The organism is Xanthomonas sp. NCPPB 2250, assembly GCF_056725265.1.
In genome coordinates, this window is record NZ_CM161520.1 from 2,746,093 (window position 1) to 2,763,823 (window position 17,731).

13 protein-coding genes are annotated in these 17,731 nt (G+C 65.8%); 3 read left to right on the forward strand and 10 right to left on the reverse strand.

The features are described from left to right. Positions 1-31 precede the first annotated feature (31 nt). Entirely contained in the window at positions 32-304 is a 273-nt protein-coding gene (locus AC1PMG_RS10665) for a hypothetical protein (RefSeq protein WP_481108869.1), read from the forward strand. Positions 305-308: 4 nt separating this feature from the next. Here AC1PMG_RS10665 and AC1PMG_RS10670 read toward each other — a convergent pair whose 3' ends face one another. The 4 genes from AC1PMG_RS10670 to AC1PMG_RS10685 form a co-directional block, all read right to left on the reverse strand. After that, positions 309-1,244 (reverse strand): beta-ketoacyl-[acyl-carrier-protein] synthase family protein, encoded by a 936-nt coding sequence (locus AC1PMG_RS10670; protein WP_481108870.1) that lies wholly within the window; start codon positions 1,242-1,244, stop codon positions 309-311. Next, positions 1,241-8,470 carry an amino acid adenylation domain-containing protein gene (locus tag AC1PMG_RS10675; RefSeq protein WP_481108871.1) on the reverse strand — a complete coding sequence of 2,410 codons (7,230 nt, stop codon included), beginning with the start codon at positions 8,468-8,470 and terminating at the stop codon, positions 1,241-1,243. Before AC1PMG_RS10675 ends, AC1PMG_RS10670 begins: the two co-directional genes overlap by 4 nt. Positions 8,471-8,578: 108 nt before the next feature. Continuing rightward, a complete protein-coding gene (locus tag AC1PMG_RS10680; protein WP_481108872.1) occupies positions 8,579-9,838 on the reverse strand; it encodes a serine hydrolase in 1,260 nt (419 codons plus the stop codon). Between the two features lie 8 nt (positions 9,839-9,846). Then, positions 9,847-10,899 (reverse strand): GNAT family N-acetyltransferase, encoded by a 1,053-nt coding sequence (locus tag AC1PMG_RS10685; protein WP_481108873.1) that lies wholly within the window; start codon positions 10,897-10,899, stop codon positions 9,847-9,849. Between the two features lie 146 nt (positions 10,900-11,045). Here AC1PMG_RS10685 and AC1PMG_RS10690 point away from each other — a divergent pair, with 146 nt between their 5' ends. After that, on the forward strand, positions 11,046-11,321 hold the full coding sequence (locus tag AC1PMG_RS10690; protein ID WP_481108874.1) for a hypothetical protein: 276 nt from the start codon (positions 11,046-11,048) through the stop codon (positions 11,319-11,321). 382 nt (positions 11,322-11,703) lie between these two features. Here the strand turns inward: AC1PMG_RS10690 and AC1PMG_RS10695 are convergent, their stop codons facing one another. Next, positions 11,704-11,949, reverse strand: a complete 246-nt coding sequence (locus AC1PMG_RS10695; RefSeq protein ID WP_481108875.1) for a CPCC family cysteine-rich protein — start codon at positions 11,947-11,949, stop codon at positions 11,704-11,706. 92 nt (positions 11,950-12,041) lie between these two features. Then, positions 12,042-13,247, reverse strand: a complete 1,206-nt coding sequence (locus AC1PMG_RS10700) for an FAD-dependent oxidoreductase (protein WP_481108876.1) — start codon at positions 13,245-13,247, stop codon at positions 12,042-12,044. Between the two features lie 134 nt (positions 13,248-13,381). On the opposite strand from AC1PMG_RS10700, the gene AC1PMG_RS10705 reads away from it, so the two are divergent. Further along, positions 13,382-14,302 carry a LysR family transcriptional regulator gene (locus tag AC1PMG_RS10705; RefSeq protein ID WP_481108877.1) on the forward strand — a complete coding sequence of 307 codons (921 nt, stop codon included), beginning with the start codon at positions 13,382-13,384 and terminating at the stop codon, positions 14,300-14,302. A gap of 119 nt (positions 14,303-14,421) precedes the next feature. Here AC1PMG_RS10705 and AC1PMG_RS10710 read toward each other — a convergent pair whose 3' ends face one another. Genes AC1PMG_RS10710 through AC1PMG_RS10725 form a run of 4 tightly spaced genes read right to left on the reverse strand, consistent with a single transcriptional unit; the run spans position 14,422 to position 17,730 of the window. Then, a complete protein-coding gene (locus tag AC1PMG_RS10710; RefSeq protein ID WP_481108878.1) occupies positions 14,422-15,228 on the reverse strand; it encodes a hypothetical protein in 807 nt (268 codons plus the stop codon). A 12-nt stretch (positions 15,229-15,240) separates the two neighbouring features. Beyond that, positions 15,241-15,891 carry a DUF3299 domain-containing protein gene (locus AC1PMG_RS10715; protein WP_481108879.1) on the reverse strand — a complete coding sequence of 217 codons (651 nt, stop codon included), beginning with the start codon at positions 15,889-15,891 and terminating at the stop codon, positions 15,241-15,243. Continuing rightward, positions 15,878-16,474, reverse strand: coding sequence for a DUF3299 domain-containing protein (locus tag AC1PMG_RS10720; RefSeq protein WP_481108880.1), 597 nt, complete (start codon positions 16,472-16,474; stop codon positions 15,878-15,880). The genes AC1PMG_RS10715 and AC1PMG_RS10720 overlap by 14 nt, the downstream gene beginning before the upstream one ends. Positions 16,475-16,476: 2 nt before the next feature. Further along, positions 16,477-17,730, reverse strand: coding sequence for an ABC transporter permease (locus AC1PMG_RS10725; RefSeq protein WP_481111654.1), 1,254 nt, complete (start codon positions 17,728-17,730; stop codon positions 16,477-16,479). Position 17,731: the final 1 nt, after the last annotated feature.

A 17,731-nucleotide genomic window follows, 5' to 3' on the forward strand; every position in this document is an offset into this window, starting at 1 on the left:
ACGAGGTCCTTCGAAGCAACGGGAGCATGACGTGCCGGGCCACACAGAATCGATCGAAGCACTCATCATCGACATTCTCACCCGCACTTTCGACCCGCCCGACCCCGTCACGAAGAGCACGGCGCTGCTCGACCTCATGAACTCCATCGGCATGGTGATCGCGATGGCCGAGATCCAGGATGCATTGCAGGTGAGGCTCGAGCAGTGCTCCTTCATCGAGGCATTCCAGTGTGCTACCGTCGCCGATCTGGCGGCAATCTTCGAGACGTCCGTTCACTCGTCGTCGGCGCCGACAGAAAAGTGATGTACTAGCCCATCGTCGTCGGCCGCCGTTCAAGCAGCATTACGCCGAAATGTCCGTGCGCGCTCGAACCCAGTACCGAACGCGCCATGTTTTCGTTGTCGCCTCGGGCGTAGAAATCGAACAGGTTGATGAACGGATCGGCACCTGCGCAGTGGCCGTACGGTGCGATGTTGCCGCGTTCATGGACAACACCGTCTATCGGCATTACGGATCGTTCGAGGTCCTGGATCGGCAGGAACACGTTACTGCCGAAGAAGACGCTTCCCTCGTAGGAAAATTCGCCCTTCTCCGAGCCCAATCGCTCGAACACGGACTGGATCAGCATGCATTTCTGCGCAATGTCCTGCCCGGAACCGTTGAGGGACGGCAGCGACGAGGCCACGGCAACGCCCGCGACGGTGAAGTCCGTAGGACCTTCGCCGCGAACGACGAAGCTGCAGGCGCTGTCGCTGAAGACGCCGTAGCGCTGAAAACGCGCCGCCTCGTTGTCAACCTTGTCCACGCCGACCACCAGCACATTCCGAAACGTGTCGGCCATGACAAGCGAGCGTGCGACGCGCACCGCGGAAAACAGCGAAGCGCAGCCGGCGCCGCCGATCCACGTCACGAACTCGCAATCCAGGCCGAGGCGCTTCGACAGCTCGCTGACGAGCACGTTCTGAGCGTAGTAATTGAGTCCGTCGCCACAGCAGACGACGAGCGCGTCGACCTGGCCCGGGGCCACGCCACCGCGGGTCAGGGTGCCCGCTGCGCTTTCACCGGCGAGATCCGCGCGGCTTCGCTCGGTGCGGCGATAGCGATCCCATCCCCATAGCGCCTGGCGATCAGGCATCCGGTATTCGCGCATCACCTCCGCGCGACCGTCGATCTCCGCCACCGGCAGCGACTGTTCGCCCAACACATAGCCAAGGCCGAGAATGCCTACCGAGGTGGGCCTCACTCCCGGGCCCCCACACGCATAGACGACAGGACCCTCGCCTGCTCCGCCACGGTGTTGCAGGACAGGATGCGGGTGATGTTTCCTCGAAGATCCAGGCGCTCGCGGATACGGTTCAACAGCAGCACGAGCAACATCGAGTGTCCTCCGAGCTCGAAGAAATCGTCGTCGACGCCGACCCGGTCCACGCCCAGGATGTCCGCCCATATCGAGGCGATCACGTCTTCCATCTCGCCGCGCGGAGCGGCGGCAACCGTCGCGGCCCCCCATGACGGCTCAGGCAAGGCACGCGTGTCGAGCTTTCCGTTAGGCGTCAGCGGCAACGCGCTCATCGCCACGATGGACGACGGCAGCATGTAGGCGGGCAGCATTCGCCGAAGGTGATCCAGCAGGCGCGCACGCCACGATCCGAGGTCGTCCGGCGGGCTCTCGGTGACGACATAGGCGACGAGTGCCTTTTCGCCGCCGGGACCATCCGACGGACGAACCACCGCATCCTTCACCCCATCCAGCGAACGGAGCGTGGCCTCGATTTCGCCAGGCTCGATGCGGAAGCCCCTTATCTTTACCTGCCCGTCCTTGCGCCCGAGTATGCGGACCGTGCCGTCGGGCTGCCGATAGCCGATGTCGCCGGTGCGATAGCGGCCACGTCCGCCCGGCAGTGTCGTGAAGGCCGCCGCCGTCATGGCCGGATTGTTGAGATAACCGCGCGCGAGCGCCTCGCTTTCGACGAAGACGTCACCCGTTTCGCCCAGCCCACATGCCGTTCCCAACGCGTTGAGTACGCGGATGGCCGTATCGGGCGCCGTCTCGCTTACCGGGACGATTCCGCCAGCCGCCCGCGAGCCGGACATTTCGAAGTACGTGGTGGCGCGCTGCGTTTCGGTCGTGCCGTACGAATTGAGCACGCGCATCGCCTTGTTGTGCGACAGGAGCCGGGACACCGTCGCACCGCCCAGCTTGTCGCCCGTGACGAACGCGATGCGCAAGGAGGGAAAACCGACGATATCGGTGGCGCACAGCACTTCTGCCATAGCCGGAGTGAGGTGCGCGAACGTGATCGCCTGCCCGACCAGCCATTCGGCCAGGCGATGCGGCGCGATCGCCTCGGCATCGGGAATGAACAACGTGGCGCCGAGGCACAACGGCGTGAATATCTCGCGTTGCAGCGGATCGTGACCGAGGCCCGACAGCATGCTGAAACGATCGAACGGCGACAGGCGCAACCATTCGGGCACCCAGTCAAGGTAACCGGCCAGCCCGATGTGCGTGCCCGCGACCGCCTTGGGTACGCCCGTGGTACCCGACGTGAAGGTCACGCAGGCCAGTTGCCGCGGCTCCGCCTCGGCCATCGGGGCCACCTCCGCGAGGTCGTAATCTCGCGGCACAAGCGCGGACACGAAGGACGTCGCCACCATGCCGTCGAGCCTTGCGACGAGCCCCGGAGGGAACCGTCCGGGTTCCCCTGCGAAAAGGATGCGGCCGGGCCGGACGATGTCCACGAGCTGCACCACCCGTTCGATCGGATACTCCGGATTCAGCAACGAGAATGCCGCCCCCGTCTGGAGCACCGCCATGACCGCAACCACCAGCGCCGCCTGGCGGCTGGCGACGATCGCTACGACGTCGCCGGGCACGGTCCTGGAAGCTCGCAGGCCCGCCGCGAGCCGGCTGGATGCGACCAGCAGCGCGCCGTAGCTCCACGATTGGCCGCTTTCCACGATAGCCGGCGCATCCGGCTGCGCCAGCGCGCGATCCCGGAACAGCGCATGCACAGGTCCTGGCCAGAACCGGCGGGGCTCGAACGGCGCGTCGTCGCCTGCGCGCAGGGAATACGCGCCGCAGGCCATCGACGGGTCGTCGGCGATCTGTTCGAGAAGCAGAATGTATTGGCGCAACAGGTTGGCCAGGGCCGCCGATGCGAAGACGGCATCCTTGCCGTGACAGGTCAGGGTCACGTCGGTGCCGTCGTCTTCGACGTAGAGCGTGAGGTCGAACTTCGCCTCGATCTCGGTCGCCTCGACGCGTTCGGCGGCCAGGTAGCGCGGCCGTGCCGGAGGCTGCACGCTCTGCATGTTGAAGAACACCTGGAGCGCCGGCACGCCGTCGGTGCCGCGCAACTGGGGCGCCTGTTCGAGGATCTTCTCGAACGGATAATTCTGGTGCGAGAGCACCTGGGTAACGTTACGCACCTGCTCGGCGAGGTAGTCGCCAAACCGGTCTTCCGGCCGCCAGCGCGTGCGTACCGGAAGATTGTTGAGGAAGTTGCCGATCACGCCCTGGGCCGAGCGACCATGGCGACCGCTGACGGGTACGCCGATCACCAGGTCGTCCTGGCCCGCCAGACGCCCCAGCAACAGCGCAAATGCGGCGTAGAGCACGCCGAAGAGCGTCCCATCGTGTTTGCGCGCCACGCGATCGAGCCGCTCGCGAACGTCCGGCGACAGGCCAGCGACGTGACGAGCAGCCTCCTCCGGGTCGGTCGACCAATCGTGCTGACGCGGCATCGCCAGGTGTTGCGGACAGCCGTCGAGGTAGTCTCGCCAGAAAGCTCCTTCTGTCACGGCGGCGTCGGATGCGAGCCAGCGCTCCTGCCCGGCGACAAAGTCGAGGTAGCTATGGCCGACCGGATCGAGGGCGGGTTCGACACCGTTCGCGAGGGTCTCGGCGACGAGCAGAAATTCCTCCAGGAAGATGGAGAACGACCCGCCGTCGAACACGAGATGATGGAAGTTCAGGTGCAGACGATGGTCATCGGCCGCCAGGCGAAGCAGCATGGCCGACATCAGCGGTGCCTTGTGCAGCTCGAAGCGGCGTGTCGCGTGGCCCACCGAAAGGATGTTCAGGCTTGCTTCGCGCTGCGCCGCGTCGAACGTAGAGAGGTCCCTGTACTCGAGCGAGACTTGCGCCGTCGGCTCGATCACCTGCACGGGCACATCGTCGTCCAGCTCGAAGCGCGTGCGCAACATCTCGTGCCTGGCGACGAGCCGGTCGAGCGCGCGCTCGACGGCCTGCCGATCGACCGGACCGCGCAGCGCCAACACGAACGGAATGTTGTGCTCGCTGCCGGGACGCAGCTGCTCCATGTACCACACGCGGAACTGGCTGAGCGACAACCTCGACCGGCCCTGTCGCTGGGATGCCCCGTCGGGCGCGATCTCCCCCGCAGATCGCACCACGGCGGCGAGGCGGCGGATAGTGGGATGCCGGAAGACATCGGCAACCGCTATCTCGACGCCAAGACGTTCACGGATGGCGTGTACCATCCGCATGAGCAGAAGCGAGTTGCCACCCGCCGCGAAGAAATGCAGGTCGACATCCACCGATGCCTGCTGGAACAGGCGGGCCCAGATGTCGTGAAGCGCCGACTCCACATCGTTGGGGACTTGCGCCGGCGCGATCCGGTGCGACGGGAGCACGTCGTCGGCACGGGGCGCGGGGGTCCGGGGCGCGTGAGGGCACATGCCGTCACCGGTCCCGGGGAGTCGCCACACCTCGCTACGCGGTTCGAGCACGACCTGCCGCAGGAGCGCCTCGAAGTTTCGTGCCAGCCGCTCGATGGTGGAGGCATCGAAGAGATTCTTGCGGTAGACCCAGTCCAGCAGCAGCCCGTCGTCGGTCTCCGTCACCTCGAGGGTCAGCTCGACGAGCGCGAGTTCCGGACGCACCGTACGAGGCGTCGCCTCCACCCCGGTCAGCCGAAGCGGCGTACGTCCCGTATCCTGTAGCGAGATCATCACCTGGAACAGCGGCGCGTGCCCCAGCGAACGCGACGGCTGCAACCGTTCCACGAGGTAATTGAACGGCACATGCTGATGTGCGTGGCCGTCGAGCACGAGCTGGCGGCTCTGCCTGAGTACGTCGTCGAACGTAGCAGTGGGCCCGACACGGCTGCGCAGGATCAGCGTGTTGGTGAACAGGCCGATCATGGCGGCGAGTTCGGGATGCTCGCGATTGGCCACGGGCGTGCCGACGACGATGTCCTCCTCGCCGCTGGCGCGCGCCATCAGCAGCGCAAACACGGCGTGCAGACCCATGAACGGTGTCGCTCGTGCGGCTCGGGACAGGTCGGCAAGCCCCTTCGCGGTCGAACCGTCCAGATGCGTGCGAAGCACGTCGGCAGCCATTTCTTCCCGTTCCGCACGGGGCCTGTCCAGGGGCAGCGAATGGGTGGCAGGCAAGCCCGCGAGCTGGGCCAGCCAGTAAGCAGATTCGGCTTCGAGCGTGTCGTCCCGGAGCCATTTGCGCTGCCAGGCAGAGTAATCCGCGTAGCGGAACTGCAATGTGGGCAGCGTCGGAGACACGCCACGCAGGCCGGCATCGTAGAACGCGCCGAGCTCGTCGACGAGTACGTCGATCGACCAGCCGTCGGTGGCGACGTGATGCATCGTCATGAGCAACTCATGACGTCCCGGCTCCAGCCGGACGAGCACGGCGCGCAGCATGGCATCGCGATCGAGCGCGAACGGCGCGAGCGCATCCCGCCTGACTTCGGCCGTCAACGCGCTTTCCCGCTCCGCCGCCGCAAGATCGCTCAGATCGACCTCGAGAAAAGGCAGCGCGAGATCGTCGCGCACGCGCTGCACGGGTACCTCGTCGCGGAAGGCGATGACGGTGCGAAGACTTTCGTGGCGACGCAGGATGGCTTCGAGCGCAGCCCGCAACACCGGCACGTCGAGTTCGCCCTCCAGTAGGAACCGGACCTGTACGTGGTACTGCGCACTGCCTCCTCCGAGCTGGTCCACCAGCCACAGCCCCTGCTGCACGAACGACAGCGGCACGGCCTCGCCTGGTGCCGCGGGCGACAGCGGCGGCAGTCGGGACGAAGCGTCCCGCGCGACGAACCGCGCGAAATCGTCGAGCGTGGCCGACTCGAAGAGGCTCCCCAGGGACGCGTCGATGCCATGGTCGAGGCGAAGGCGCGACTGCACGCGCATGGCGAGGATCGAATTGCCGCCCAGATCGAAGAAGTTCGCGCGCATGCCGACCGGCGACGACAGCCCCAGTACGTCCTGCCAGACTCGTGCGAGGCGCTCGTGCAGCGGGCTGGCGGGCGCCTCGTACGCCGGGCCCGTCGCCCGGGGTGGCGAAGGCAACGCCGCGCGATCGATCTTGCCGTTGGGCGTCTGCGGCATCGCATCGAGAACGACGAAAACCGCGGGAATCATGTAGTCAGGCAGGTGCTCCGCCAGAGATCTCGCGCATTCGGCGGGCAACCCCTGCATGGTTCGCCCCGACGGCGTGGGGACCACGTAGGCCACCAGTTGCTTCTCGCCACGCTCGTCCTCGTACACCGTGACAACGGCTTCGTCGAGCCAGCACATGTCCACAAGACGCGCCTGGATCTCGCCCAGCTCGATGCGCAAGCCGCGCAGCTTCACCTGGAAGTCGACGCGACCGAGGTACTCGAGCTGGCCCTCGGCGGACCAGCGCGCGAGATCGCCGGTCTTGTACAACCGCATGCCGGCCGCCTGATGAAACGGATCGGGGACGAAGCGTTCCGCTGTCAGCGACGGTCGTCGCCAGTAACCGCGCGCAACGCCTGCGCCACCGACGTACACCTCACCCACGACGCCGATGGGCACCGGTTGCATGTGGCGATCGAGCACGTAAGCCTGACCGTTCGCGATCGGAGCACCGATCGAAGGTGGACCGGGCCGGTCGCGTTCGATCTTCGCGTAAGTGGAATAGGTGGTATCTTCCGACGGCCCGTAGAGGTTGTAGACGGCTTCGGCCGACGTGCGCCGATAGATGTCCCGAACAAGCGCTTCGGCCAGTGGTTCGCCGGCGAGGTTGACGATGCGCACCGACGACGGCACGGCGTCTTCGTCGACCAGCGCCTTGATGGCCGAAGGAACGGTATTGATCAGCCTGAGTGCCGGCGCGCGCGCAATGCCCTCGAAATCGAGCGGGCTGTCGACCAGCACGATGCGTCCACCGCTGGCCAGCGGAACGAACAGTTCGAAGATGGACAGGTCGAAGCAGATCGAGGTGGCCGCCAGCACGCCGTCCAATGCGTCGGCATCGTATACCTCACGTGCCCAGGCGATGAAGGCGACGGCCTGTCGGTGCTCGATGCAGACACCCTTGGGACGGCCAGTCGAGCCGGAGGTATAGATGATGTAGGCAAGTGCGGCCGGCGCCGCGGCATGCTCGGGCGGCGGCTCATCCGCCGGGCTGGCGGCAATGCGTGCCTGCCACGAGGCATCGTCGAGCACCAGGCGATTCGCCGTGGCGCTCAGCCTGTCCACCGTACCCGATTGTGCCACGACCCATGCCGCGCCGCTGTCGGACACCATGAAATCCAGGCGATCGGAAGGATAATGCGGATCGAGCGGCACGTAGGCCGCGCCAGCCTTGAGCACGGCCTTCAGCGCGACCACCATCGACGGCGAGCGCTCGAGGCACACAGCCACGACGCTATCGTCGCCCACGCCCTGCGCGCGGAGCACGTGCGCGAGCTGGTTGGCGCGACGGTCCAGTTCCGCGAAGGTCCATCGCTCGTCGCGCCAGCAAAGCGCTATTGCATCGGGCGTGCACGCGGCCTGCGCGGCGCATAGCGCATGCATCGTGCTTCGCGGCCATGGAAGCGAGGTCGCGTTCCAGGCGTTCAACACCATGCGTTGCTCGTCGGCGTCCATCACCTTAAGACGCCAGACGTCGGTGTCCGCGTCCGTCGCGACCGCATCCAGCAACACGCCGAAGCGGCGCGCCATGCGTTCGACCGACGCCCCATCAACGGCGTCCTCGGCATGCACCCAGACCAGTTCGACGCCGTGTGGTACAGGCGACGCGAAAAGCGCGAGGTCGCCTACGTAGTCGTCCGAAGAGGCATCGCCGCCCCATTCGCGAGCCACAACATCGACATGGAACGAGGCCTGCCACACGCGGCCAAGCTGGGCCGCGCTCTGGGCTAGCATGTACGGAAAAGAACGTCCCGGCGGCGCATTGATCGACGAAAGACGCCGTCCGCTCTTTTCCGCCGCCGAGGTGGCGATGCGCACCTGCGTTTCGCCGCTGCAGCGCATGAGAAGCAATGCGAAAATCGCATGCAGGCCTGCGACGACGTCGGCCTGGACTGCTTCGTAGCGCAAGGCGAGGCGATCTATGCGGCCAGTGGCAATGACGTGTGTGAACCGGGAATACCGTGGAGCCCCCTTCGCCAGCCGGGGTCCGTCCACGGGGAAATTCTGGAGCAGCGGCAGCTGCCCCGACGCCTCGGTATCCACGGATATTCGCCCTGACCGATGGAGTTGACGATGCCAACTATCGATGGACCAAAGCACCGCTGTCAACACGCCATGGAGCGCGCCCGAAAGGCATCGCGGACACCGTCGTCACGGCGCGTCGTGTGCCGATACTCGACGCCATACCTGCTTTCCATTCCATAGGAAAGCGGAGTCGTTCGAAGAGCCGTCGGGCACGAACTGCACGAACAGGAATTGGGCGTCCCGCCCCGCCTCGGAGAGAAACACGCCCTGCTCCGCCGGCCGCAGCCGCCGCGGAGGAAACACGTTGGCATCCCCCGCGAACGTTGGCCTCAGGCACAGTGCACCCTGTTCGTCGAGGATTACCTCGACCTCGCCCTGCGCCTGGACGTAGCGACCCACATGCCGGACCATCGAGGCCGCATCGACATCCGTAGCCTTCATCAGGCGCGGCGGGCGCATCGCGTAGAACTCCGGCAGGATCTCCCCGAAAACCGCCGATGCGGCGACGGCGGCACCGTTCGCGTCGTCCGTGGCGACGAGCACGGACGCGTTCATTCCAGGATGGATCCGCAATACCGCCGAACTCGTGGTGAGATTGGCGTTATGGCCCATCCATCCGTCGCCATAGCATTTCCAGCCACGACTCACTGCGCGCTCGGACGGGTGCCAGCCGGGCAGTGCGATCGGCGAAGATGGCGCCTCGCGATGCCGGCGGATCGCTTCCTGAGCGAACGCCAGCCAGCGCTCCATGCCAAGGGACAATTGCCCACCCGTCGCGGGACAGATCGCCTGCCGCTCCGCCGCCGAGGATTCGCCGGCGAAGCCTCGCTCCGCGAGCATCGTCTCGTAGGCCACGCCGCGCACTCGTTCGAGCACCGCCGCGGCAAGCCATGCGCCGACGTGACCATAACTGTACATCCGACCCGAGGCGTGCAACGGCCGGGAGGACACGCTCTGGCACAATGCAATCACATCGATGCCGCCTGCATCGTCCAGCGGGACACCGGTCAACCGTGACACGTCGAGGCCGTGCGTATGGTCGAGCAGCTGACCCACCGTGATACCGGACAGCCGCTCCGTCGGTCGCTCGCCAAGACCTGCGAAGACGTGCGGGAGCGTATCGGTCCAGGCGATGCGACCGGCGGCCACCGCCTCTTCCACGAGCATCCCGGTCAAAATCTTTGCCAGGCAGCCCGCGACGACCCCGCCGGGCTCGTCCCCGATGACAACCTGCTCACCGTCGATCCAAGCGGCCATCCTCACCCGGGCGAGACCTTTGCGTTTCGTCACCGCATCCAGGCGCGTGCGGAGCGTGTCCCGGTCCCGCAACAGGGTAGCGACACGGGCCAGCCTGCCATCGTCGGTCGTAGCTGCATCAACCGTCATCGTTCGTCCTAGAGGAAATCGAGCGCGAAGGGCGGAGCGTCATCGAACCGGTGCGCAAGGGCGACCGGACTGCGCACGCTGAACGTGACACTATCGGCGGCTTTCGTGAATCCGCATCGCTCCATCACCGCGGGCGCCGCCGCCGGTTGCTCGACCATCGATACCGTGGAGCATCCCTGGCGCGCCAGGAACGCGCACATCGCGTTCAGCGCCTCGACCTGCGCCGCCTCGCCGCCGTCGAACGGCAGGAAGAACTGGATGCGGCCGATCGTGCCAACGGCGAGATCGTCCATCGCCAGGGCAAAGATGGAGAAACCCACCGCGCACCGGGCGCCGTCGTCCGTCTCCACCCACATCGTTCCCGAACGTGTGAACTCGCTGTTGAAATAGACGTGGCGGAAGTGCCGTGACGGCGCGAAGGTGAGCCGTCCGTTCGCAGCCATCGACGAGGAAAGCGTCGCAAGATTGATGGGCATGTCGGCGTATTCCAGCGCGTACTCGCCGTCGACGAAGCAAAGCCGTTGCATGGCGACCGGCGCGTGCGCGATGACCGAGCCACCGACCGGGCGGCTCCAGATGGCACCGCAGTGATGGGCGACGATCCTACCGCGATCCTCGGCGTCGTCGCGAAACACGACGTCGCCGCGCGTACCGGAGAGGCCCGCGTGGGATGCACCAATCGACACGTACCCGCCTTCGCGGACGCGATCGTGAAGGGCCAGCCAGAGCCGCAGCGACACGCCCGTGCGGCGATAAGCCGGGTCCACTGCCCAACCGGTCGAATAGACCGAGGGAAACGACTCGCCGCGAATGTAGAGATCGCGCACCAGGGCGAACATGCAACCAACGATGCGTCCCTCGCCGTTACGCGCCAGCACCGCGAACAAGTCCCTGCCGCTCAGCAGCCACGCATAGAATGAGGCGTCGTAAACGACGCGCAAGCGTCCCTTGTAATTGTGCCGCCAGGCCAGTTCACTGAAACGCACCAGATCATCGATGTCGACATCGCCGATGTCGGACGTCACGACGATTTCCAGCGGCGTTCGTGGATCGATCCTCATGCGTCGATACCCCCCTCGACCGTTACACGGCTCACCTGAAGGTAGCTTTGCCGCAGGCTGTGGCTGATGCTAGCATCAGCGGAGGCGGCTTGGGGAGGCACTCCCTCGCCACGCGCATCGAGGCAACCGGGGGGAACACGCAGCCTATGGAACCGACGCTCACCGTCAAGGAGCTGGTGCTCGACGCGTTGCATGGCGCTTATGCCGACGCCCACGGTCCGATCGACATGGAAACGCTGCTCGATGGCATCGAGTTCGACTCGCTCGGTCTCACCGCCGTCGTTTCGCGCGCGGAAGCCGAACATGGCGTGGAATTCCTCTCGTCGCAGATCCTCGACATGTACCAGGCGATGCGCGTGGCCGATCTCGTCGAGACCATCGAAAACGCGATCGCCGCATGCCGCGAGGCATCGCGCAGGTGACATTCATCGAGATATGCGGGTGGAAGGGTGCGCCGGTTGAATCAGCTTCTCCTGCCCCGTGCGCGTAATGCGTAACTCGCGGATGATAGTGGCATCCAAAAGCACCGCCGCGCCCTCCTTCCGCATCTCAGCCAAAATTTGAGGAAAAATGTAGCAGCGTAGCCACCATGGCGGTTGCTAGAAGTTCGAGCCGACCTTAAAGCTTTGCTTCACACTAGCGGATGAAGTCAAAGGAATATTTCAGGCCTGAAGTCAGCTCTCTCCACCCCCGATAAACACCCCTAATCACTTCCCGGCTAAGCTTGCTTTAGACCATAAGAGAACCTTTCACGATGTCGGCATAAGCCGAGCCTAGAAGTCGGGTCGGCTGCCCCCCCCCACTTTACGCTTCTTCCGCCAAGGGCGGGCGACCATGCGGGAGGCCCCGTCTACGGGATGCACCAAACTGCTGATAATTGGCTCGAGCTTGTGTAAGGCTGAGGTTGCCATTTTGGCCACCTAGTACCTCGTCATCATCTTGGCCATCATCCTCCCAAAAGCAAACGGCGCAACTCTCATATGCCCTTCGCTCGGAAAGCGTCTTGTAGCCACAGCAGGGGCAGCGCAGTAGAAGGTCTTTGATCGGCATGACGTAGCAACCCAGTAAAATGGATCCCCGGATTCGGTGGAAATGCTTCCTGCAGCGAAGGTGCTACGCGACGCTCGGATCAGGATTGTCTGTCAAAGGCGATACAGACTGCCAGGCGTCCCGGCAATGCAGTCGGCCATCGGCAACCCCTGCGACCATCCCGCCGCCATGGCCTGAGCATCGCGCAACGGATCGGACGCCTTGGCGCGCTCATTGCGAAGACGGCAGGTTTCGGGGTCTTGGGCGAAAAGGCCGCGCGCGAACATTCGGCCCTGCTCTGCCAGCTTTGTGGTCTTTGGTCCGCGGACTGCGGCAAAGCGCAGCAGTACTTCATCTAGGCCACCGTCGGCGCCATCGAGGCAACGCGCCAGATGCCAGGCGTCTTCCAACGCCTGACAGGCGCCTTGGCCCGAGGTCGGCAGCGGCGCGTGCGCCGCATCTCCGACGAGCAGCACATTTGCTCGGCTCCATGTGTGCAGCGGTTCCACGTCATGGACGGCAATCAGTTGGATGGTATGCGCCGGCGTGGCCTCGATGAGGCGCGCGACAGGCTCGGGCCATTCTGCAAACAGATCCATCACCTGCTTGTGCAGATCCGCTGCTGGCGTCGCCTCGGGCAATGGCCGCGCTTGCGCGGCGGCCCAGTACACCAGATCTGTCCGGATCGGGACGCAACCGAAACGATCGCCAGACCCCCAGTAGTCCTGAATTGCAAGGTCGCTCACCAACGCGCCACTTCCCTGTGCAACGCCGATCCAGTTCACGAACCCTTGGTAGATGGGGGGGGGGTCCCCTGCGACGAATTTGCGCGCGACCGAGTCCATGCGGCCATCGGCACCAATGAGCAGATCTGGACGGATGCTCTTGCCGTTCTCGAATCTCGCGACGGCCTTGCCGTTGGCATGCAGGTCGATTGCGACCGCTCGATGCCCGAACTCCACCTGGATACCAGCGCGTGCCACGTGGTCCAACAGTACCGCCTGCAGGTCGCGACGCAGGATCGTATGGGTCGGGTAGCCCATGAGTCGGTCCAGCAGCGTGATGTCCAGGCCTCCCAGCGCATTACCCGCTGCGTCTTTGCGGTGTACCGACAATGGCCGACCGCCCACTGCCCCGACAGCCTCCAACAACCCGAGTTCTTGCAGCACAAAGCCCGCGTTGGGCCAAAGCGTCACGCCTGCGCCCATGGTGGCCGGCCCGTTCCGACGTTCATAGACGCGCACGGTGTGCCCCTGCTTGTGCAACGCGAGGGCCACGCTCAAGCCTGCGATGCCACCCCCCAGTATTCCGATCTCCATGCCGATGCATCCCGATTCAATTGGTCCAGGCGTACCGTTGAAGGGCAGCCGTTGGACGGGAGTGCATGTTGGTCCCCACCAATTGCGCAAACTAGCATGCAAAAATGGCGGGCTTTCATACCTCAGGTGGGATAATGGTGCGCAGCAAGCTCGACCTGAATGCAGTCCGCGTCTATGTGGCCGTCGTCGACGAGCAGAGCTTTTCCGGCGCGGGGCGCCTGCTGGCCCTGCCGTCGTCGAACGTCAGCCGTCACGTCGCGGCGCTGGAGCGCAGGTTGGGCGTGCGCTTGCTGGAACGCAGCACGCGCCATCTGCGCATGACGGAAGCCGGCAGGCTGGTGTACGAGCGCGCCAAACCGGTCCTCGACGCCCTGCTGTCCACGGAGGAGGAGCTCGGCGCAGTACAAGGCGAATTGAAGGGGTCTCTCAGGATGTGCATGCCCAACGAAGCGCCCAGGCTGCTCGCGCCTATCCTTGCCGAATTCTGCAGTCTTCATCCTGGCATCGAGCTGGAATGCGACACGCGCCTGACCGGCCTGGAAGTGTTGCGCGAGGACATGGACCTCTCCATCGTCTTCCACCGCGGGCGTCAGGATGACAGTGCGTTCATTACCCGCGAACTGGCGACATTGCCCAGCATCGTGGTCGCGTCCCCCGCGCTATTGGCCCAAACCGGAATGCCGCGCCACGTGCGCGAACTCAAGTCCTTGCCATGCATCACCACCGTGAGCGCCCTGAAGGGGCAGCCCTGGCAGTTTCTCGATCCTGCGGGCGAGATCGTGAAGGTGCCTGTGCGTAGCCGCTATCGCGTCAACAGTGGTGAACTTGCGGTGGCGGGCGCGCGCCAGGGGCTTGGCTTCGCGATCGTTGCAGCCTACCCATGCCAGGAAGATCTTGCCGCAGGCAGGTTGCAAGAAGTGCCGCTGGATCTATGCCCTGCCCCGCTGCAATTGCTTGGCGCCTACAGTCACCGTCATTCGGTCACTGCTCGGGTTCGGGCGTTGCTGGAGTTCATCCAGGTGCGGTTGCAGAGGGTCGGAGGCAAGCCAGCTTGAGGCCCACGCAGCAACGTGGCGTGGAAACCTCCCTAATCAACTGCTCCGCGAACTTCTGCCTTGGCCAACTCCTGCCTTTCGCAGCCGCTAGCTTCCGCCGTGCAAGAGCACGTGCGCGCTCAGCGACAGGACTCCGGCAACTTCTCCAACAAGCCCGCCACCACCGGCGTCAGCCGGTTCGCGACCTCCGGCGGAATCGCGTCACCCGCCCCCTGCCCGCCTTCGCTTCGGGCTTGTTCGCAGGCCTTGACGATCCGCGGGCGCATGCCGGACCAGAGCGCCCTGCACTGCCAGCCATCCCGGCCCAGCGTCAGGACGGCGTAGGCGATGGACTGGCATTCCTGCGCGGCGCGGGTGGCCAGCGGTTGGCCGGCATACTCGTGCGGCACGGTGTCCAGCGTGGGTTCGTAGTAACTGTCGGGGAACGCCGCCGCGTAGCGTTCCGGGTCCAGTTGCAGCGGCAGGCCGGTCGCCGTCAGGTCGAGCACGCGGCCGCAGGGCGCAGCGGCGGCGATGCGCTGGATCACCTGGTAGATCGGATGGTCCAGGTCGGGTTCGCGCGTCGTCACCTCGGACGTTGCGACCAACACCGGCAGGCGCGCGCGGTTGGCCATCTTCGCCAGTTCGCCAGAATGGGCCGGTGCGCAGCGTTCGCGGACGCTGGCCACGATCAGGAATGTGGCGTCGCGCGCGAATGCGGGATCGCTGTGCAGCAGTGCGGTGATGCGCTTGTCGGCTGCATCGTCGGACAATGGCGCGACATGAAATGCGGGCATAGTTGGCGGGTGGATCGCCGTGGTCGCAGCAGCACGCGGTGTCGGTGCCCCATGCCCGTGCGTGCGCAATGCCAACAGCACGCCGCCGGCAACGACGACGCCACAGGCGGCGATCGCGATCGCCAAACGCATCGGCGACTTCAGGCGCATCGGACCGCGCCCTCAGCCCTGCACCGGAGCGATGGTGGCGTCTTCCGCCTCGTAGGTGGCATTGGCGATATCGGCCTTGAAGTCGGCCAGATGCAGCCGCCCCTGCAGGTGGAACGGGTCCCACAGCTCCGGTACGTCGATCGGGGTGCGCAGCACCACATGCAGGATCTGGTTCGGGGGCGGCGGTGGCACGTGGATGCAGGCGCCATAGAACGGCACGAACAGCAGTTCGCTGACCTTGCCCTGGTCGTCGCTTTCCAGCGGCACCACGTAGCCGTCCAGGGCGAAGCGCTTGCCTTCCAGGGTCTTCACCACTTGCGACGAACCGAACTGCGCGGCGCGCTGGGTGCCGGAATGGTCGATCGGCATGCCGTTGACCACCGAGGGACCATCGTCGACCGGCGCCGCCTGATCCATCACCTCGGCGTCGCCTCGCCACGCCGTGCCGATCCGCGGCGGCGGGCGCTGGTAGATGTCGTTGGCCGGTGCCAATTGTTCCCAGCGTTCCACTGTGTCAGGGACGGCGTCGGCGGCTGCGGCCGCATGCGTCGCTGCCGGCGATGGTGTGGGCGTGGCGTCCGGCTGCTTCCCGCCATCGCCGTGGCAGCCCGCCAGCAGGCACAGCACTCCAGTCAGCAGGAAATGGCGATCAGCCTTTTTCATAGGGATGCAGGTGCGCCTGCTCCATCGTGTAGGCGGTGCCGGCGAGTTCGCCGTGGAGGGTTTCCGCGCGCAGTTGGCCGGTCAGGTAGAACGGGCTGTACATGTCGGGCGGGTCGATCGGGGTGTCCAGGCGCACATGCACGATCTGGTTCGGCGGCGGTGGCGGCACGTGGATGCAGGCGCCGTAGTAAGGCACGAACAGGAACTCGCGCACGCGGCCGGCGTCGTCGCTGTCCAGCGGCACCACGTAGCCCGGCAGGCGCACCTTGCGCGCCAGCACGGCGGCCACGGTGTTGTAGGTGCCGGTCTGCGGCATCGCATGCTTGCCGGTGTGGTTGACCGGTGCTTCGTCGCTGTTTTCCAGGGCCTTCAGCTCGGCGGGCGGCAGCATCGCGCTCCAGTCCAGCTCGCGATAGCCGTCGGCGTCGGGTTCGCCCAGTGGCGGATTGATCGCGGCGTCGTTGGCCGGTGCTGGCTGCGCCGCCGCTGTCGTCTGGGCTTTTTCCGGGATGGCGGGTTGCTGCTGGCGGCCGCAGCCGCACAGCAGTGCGAGCGCCAGCAAGGAAAGGATCCAGCGGGTCATGCTCACAACTCCGGCGACAGGCCATCGGCCAGGGTGCGGCGATAGGCCAGCAGCGCCGGCACGATGCCGGCGAGCACGCCGGCCAGCAGCACGCAGCCGAGCCAGCCCCACTCCACCGCGCTGGGCGCGATGCGGTTGATCGCCAGGCCGAAATGATCGAGCACCCAGCCGCGCGCCAGCCAGCTGGCCGCGGTCACCAGCAGCAGCGCCAGTGCGCACGACACCACGGTGACCAGGCCGGCCTCGAACAGCAGCAGCCAGGCGATGTCGCGCGGCCGTGCGCCGACCGCGCGCAGGATCGCCATCTCGCGCCGGCGCTCCTGCAGCGTGGCTACCAGTAGCGCGACCATCGACACCAAGCCGAGCAGCACCACCAGCGAGGCGATCATGCGCAGGGCGCCTTCGGCCGTGCCCAGCGTGCCCCACAGCTGCTGCAGGGTGACGCCGGGCATGATCGCCAGCATTGCTTCCTCGGGGTACTCGTTGATGCGCCGCTGCACCGAGAAGGTGGCGATGCGGGTCTTCAGGCCGAGCATGAAGGCGGTGATGGTGTCCGGGGTCAGGTCCATCGCCCGCGCCTGCGCGGCGCTGACGTGGTGGCCCGGGAGGCGCACGCCGGAATGCCAGTCGATATGGATGGCTTCGATCGCCTGCAGCGAGACCAGCACGCTGGAGTCCACCGGCGTGCCGGTGCGGCGCAGGATGCCGACGATCCGGAACGGTTTGTCGGCATGGTTGGCCAGGCTGATGCGCCCGGTGCCGTGAGTCAGCACGATCTCGTCGCCGAGGTGGCGGCCGAGCGCCGCGGCGACGTCGGCGCCGATCACCGCATCGTAGAGGTCGTCGAACGCCCTGCCCTGCGCGAACGCCAGGGGATGCTTGGCGCCGTAGTGGTAGTGCTCGAAGAAGCCGGTGCTGGTGCCGACCACCCGGTAGCCGCGATAGGAATCGCCCAGCGACAGCGGCACCGCCCACTTCACTTCGGGCATCGCGCTCAGGTCCTGGTAGCTCTTCCACGACACGTTGTTGGTGGCGTCGCCGATGTGGAACACCGAGTACAGCAACAGGTTCACCGGGCCCGAGCGCGCGCCGACGATCAGGTCGGTGCCGGACACGGTGCTGGCGAAACCTTCGTGCGCCTGCGTGCGGATCCGCTCCACGCCCAGCAGCAGGGTCACGCTCAGGGTGATCACCAGCACGGTCAACGCCACGCCCAGGCGCCGGCTGCGCAGGCTGGCCAGGGCCAGCTTCAACAGG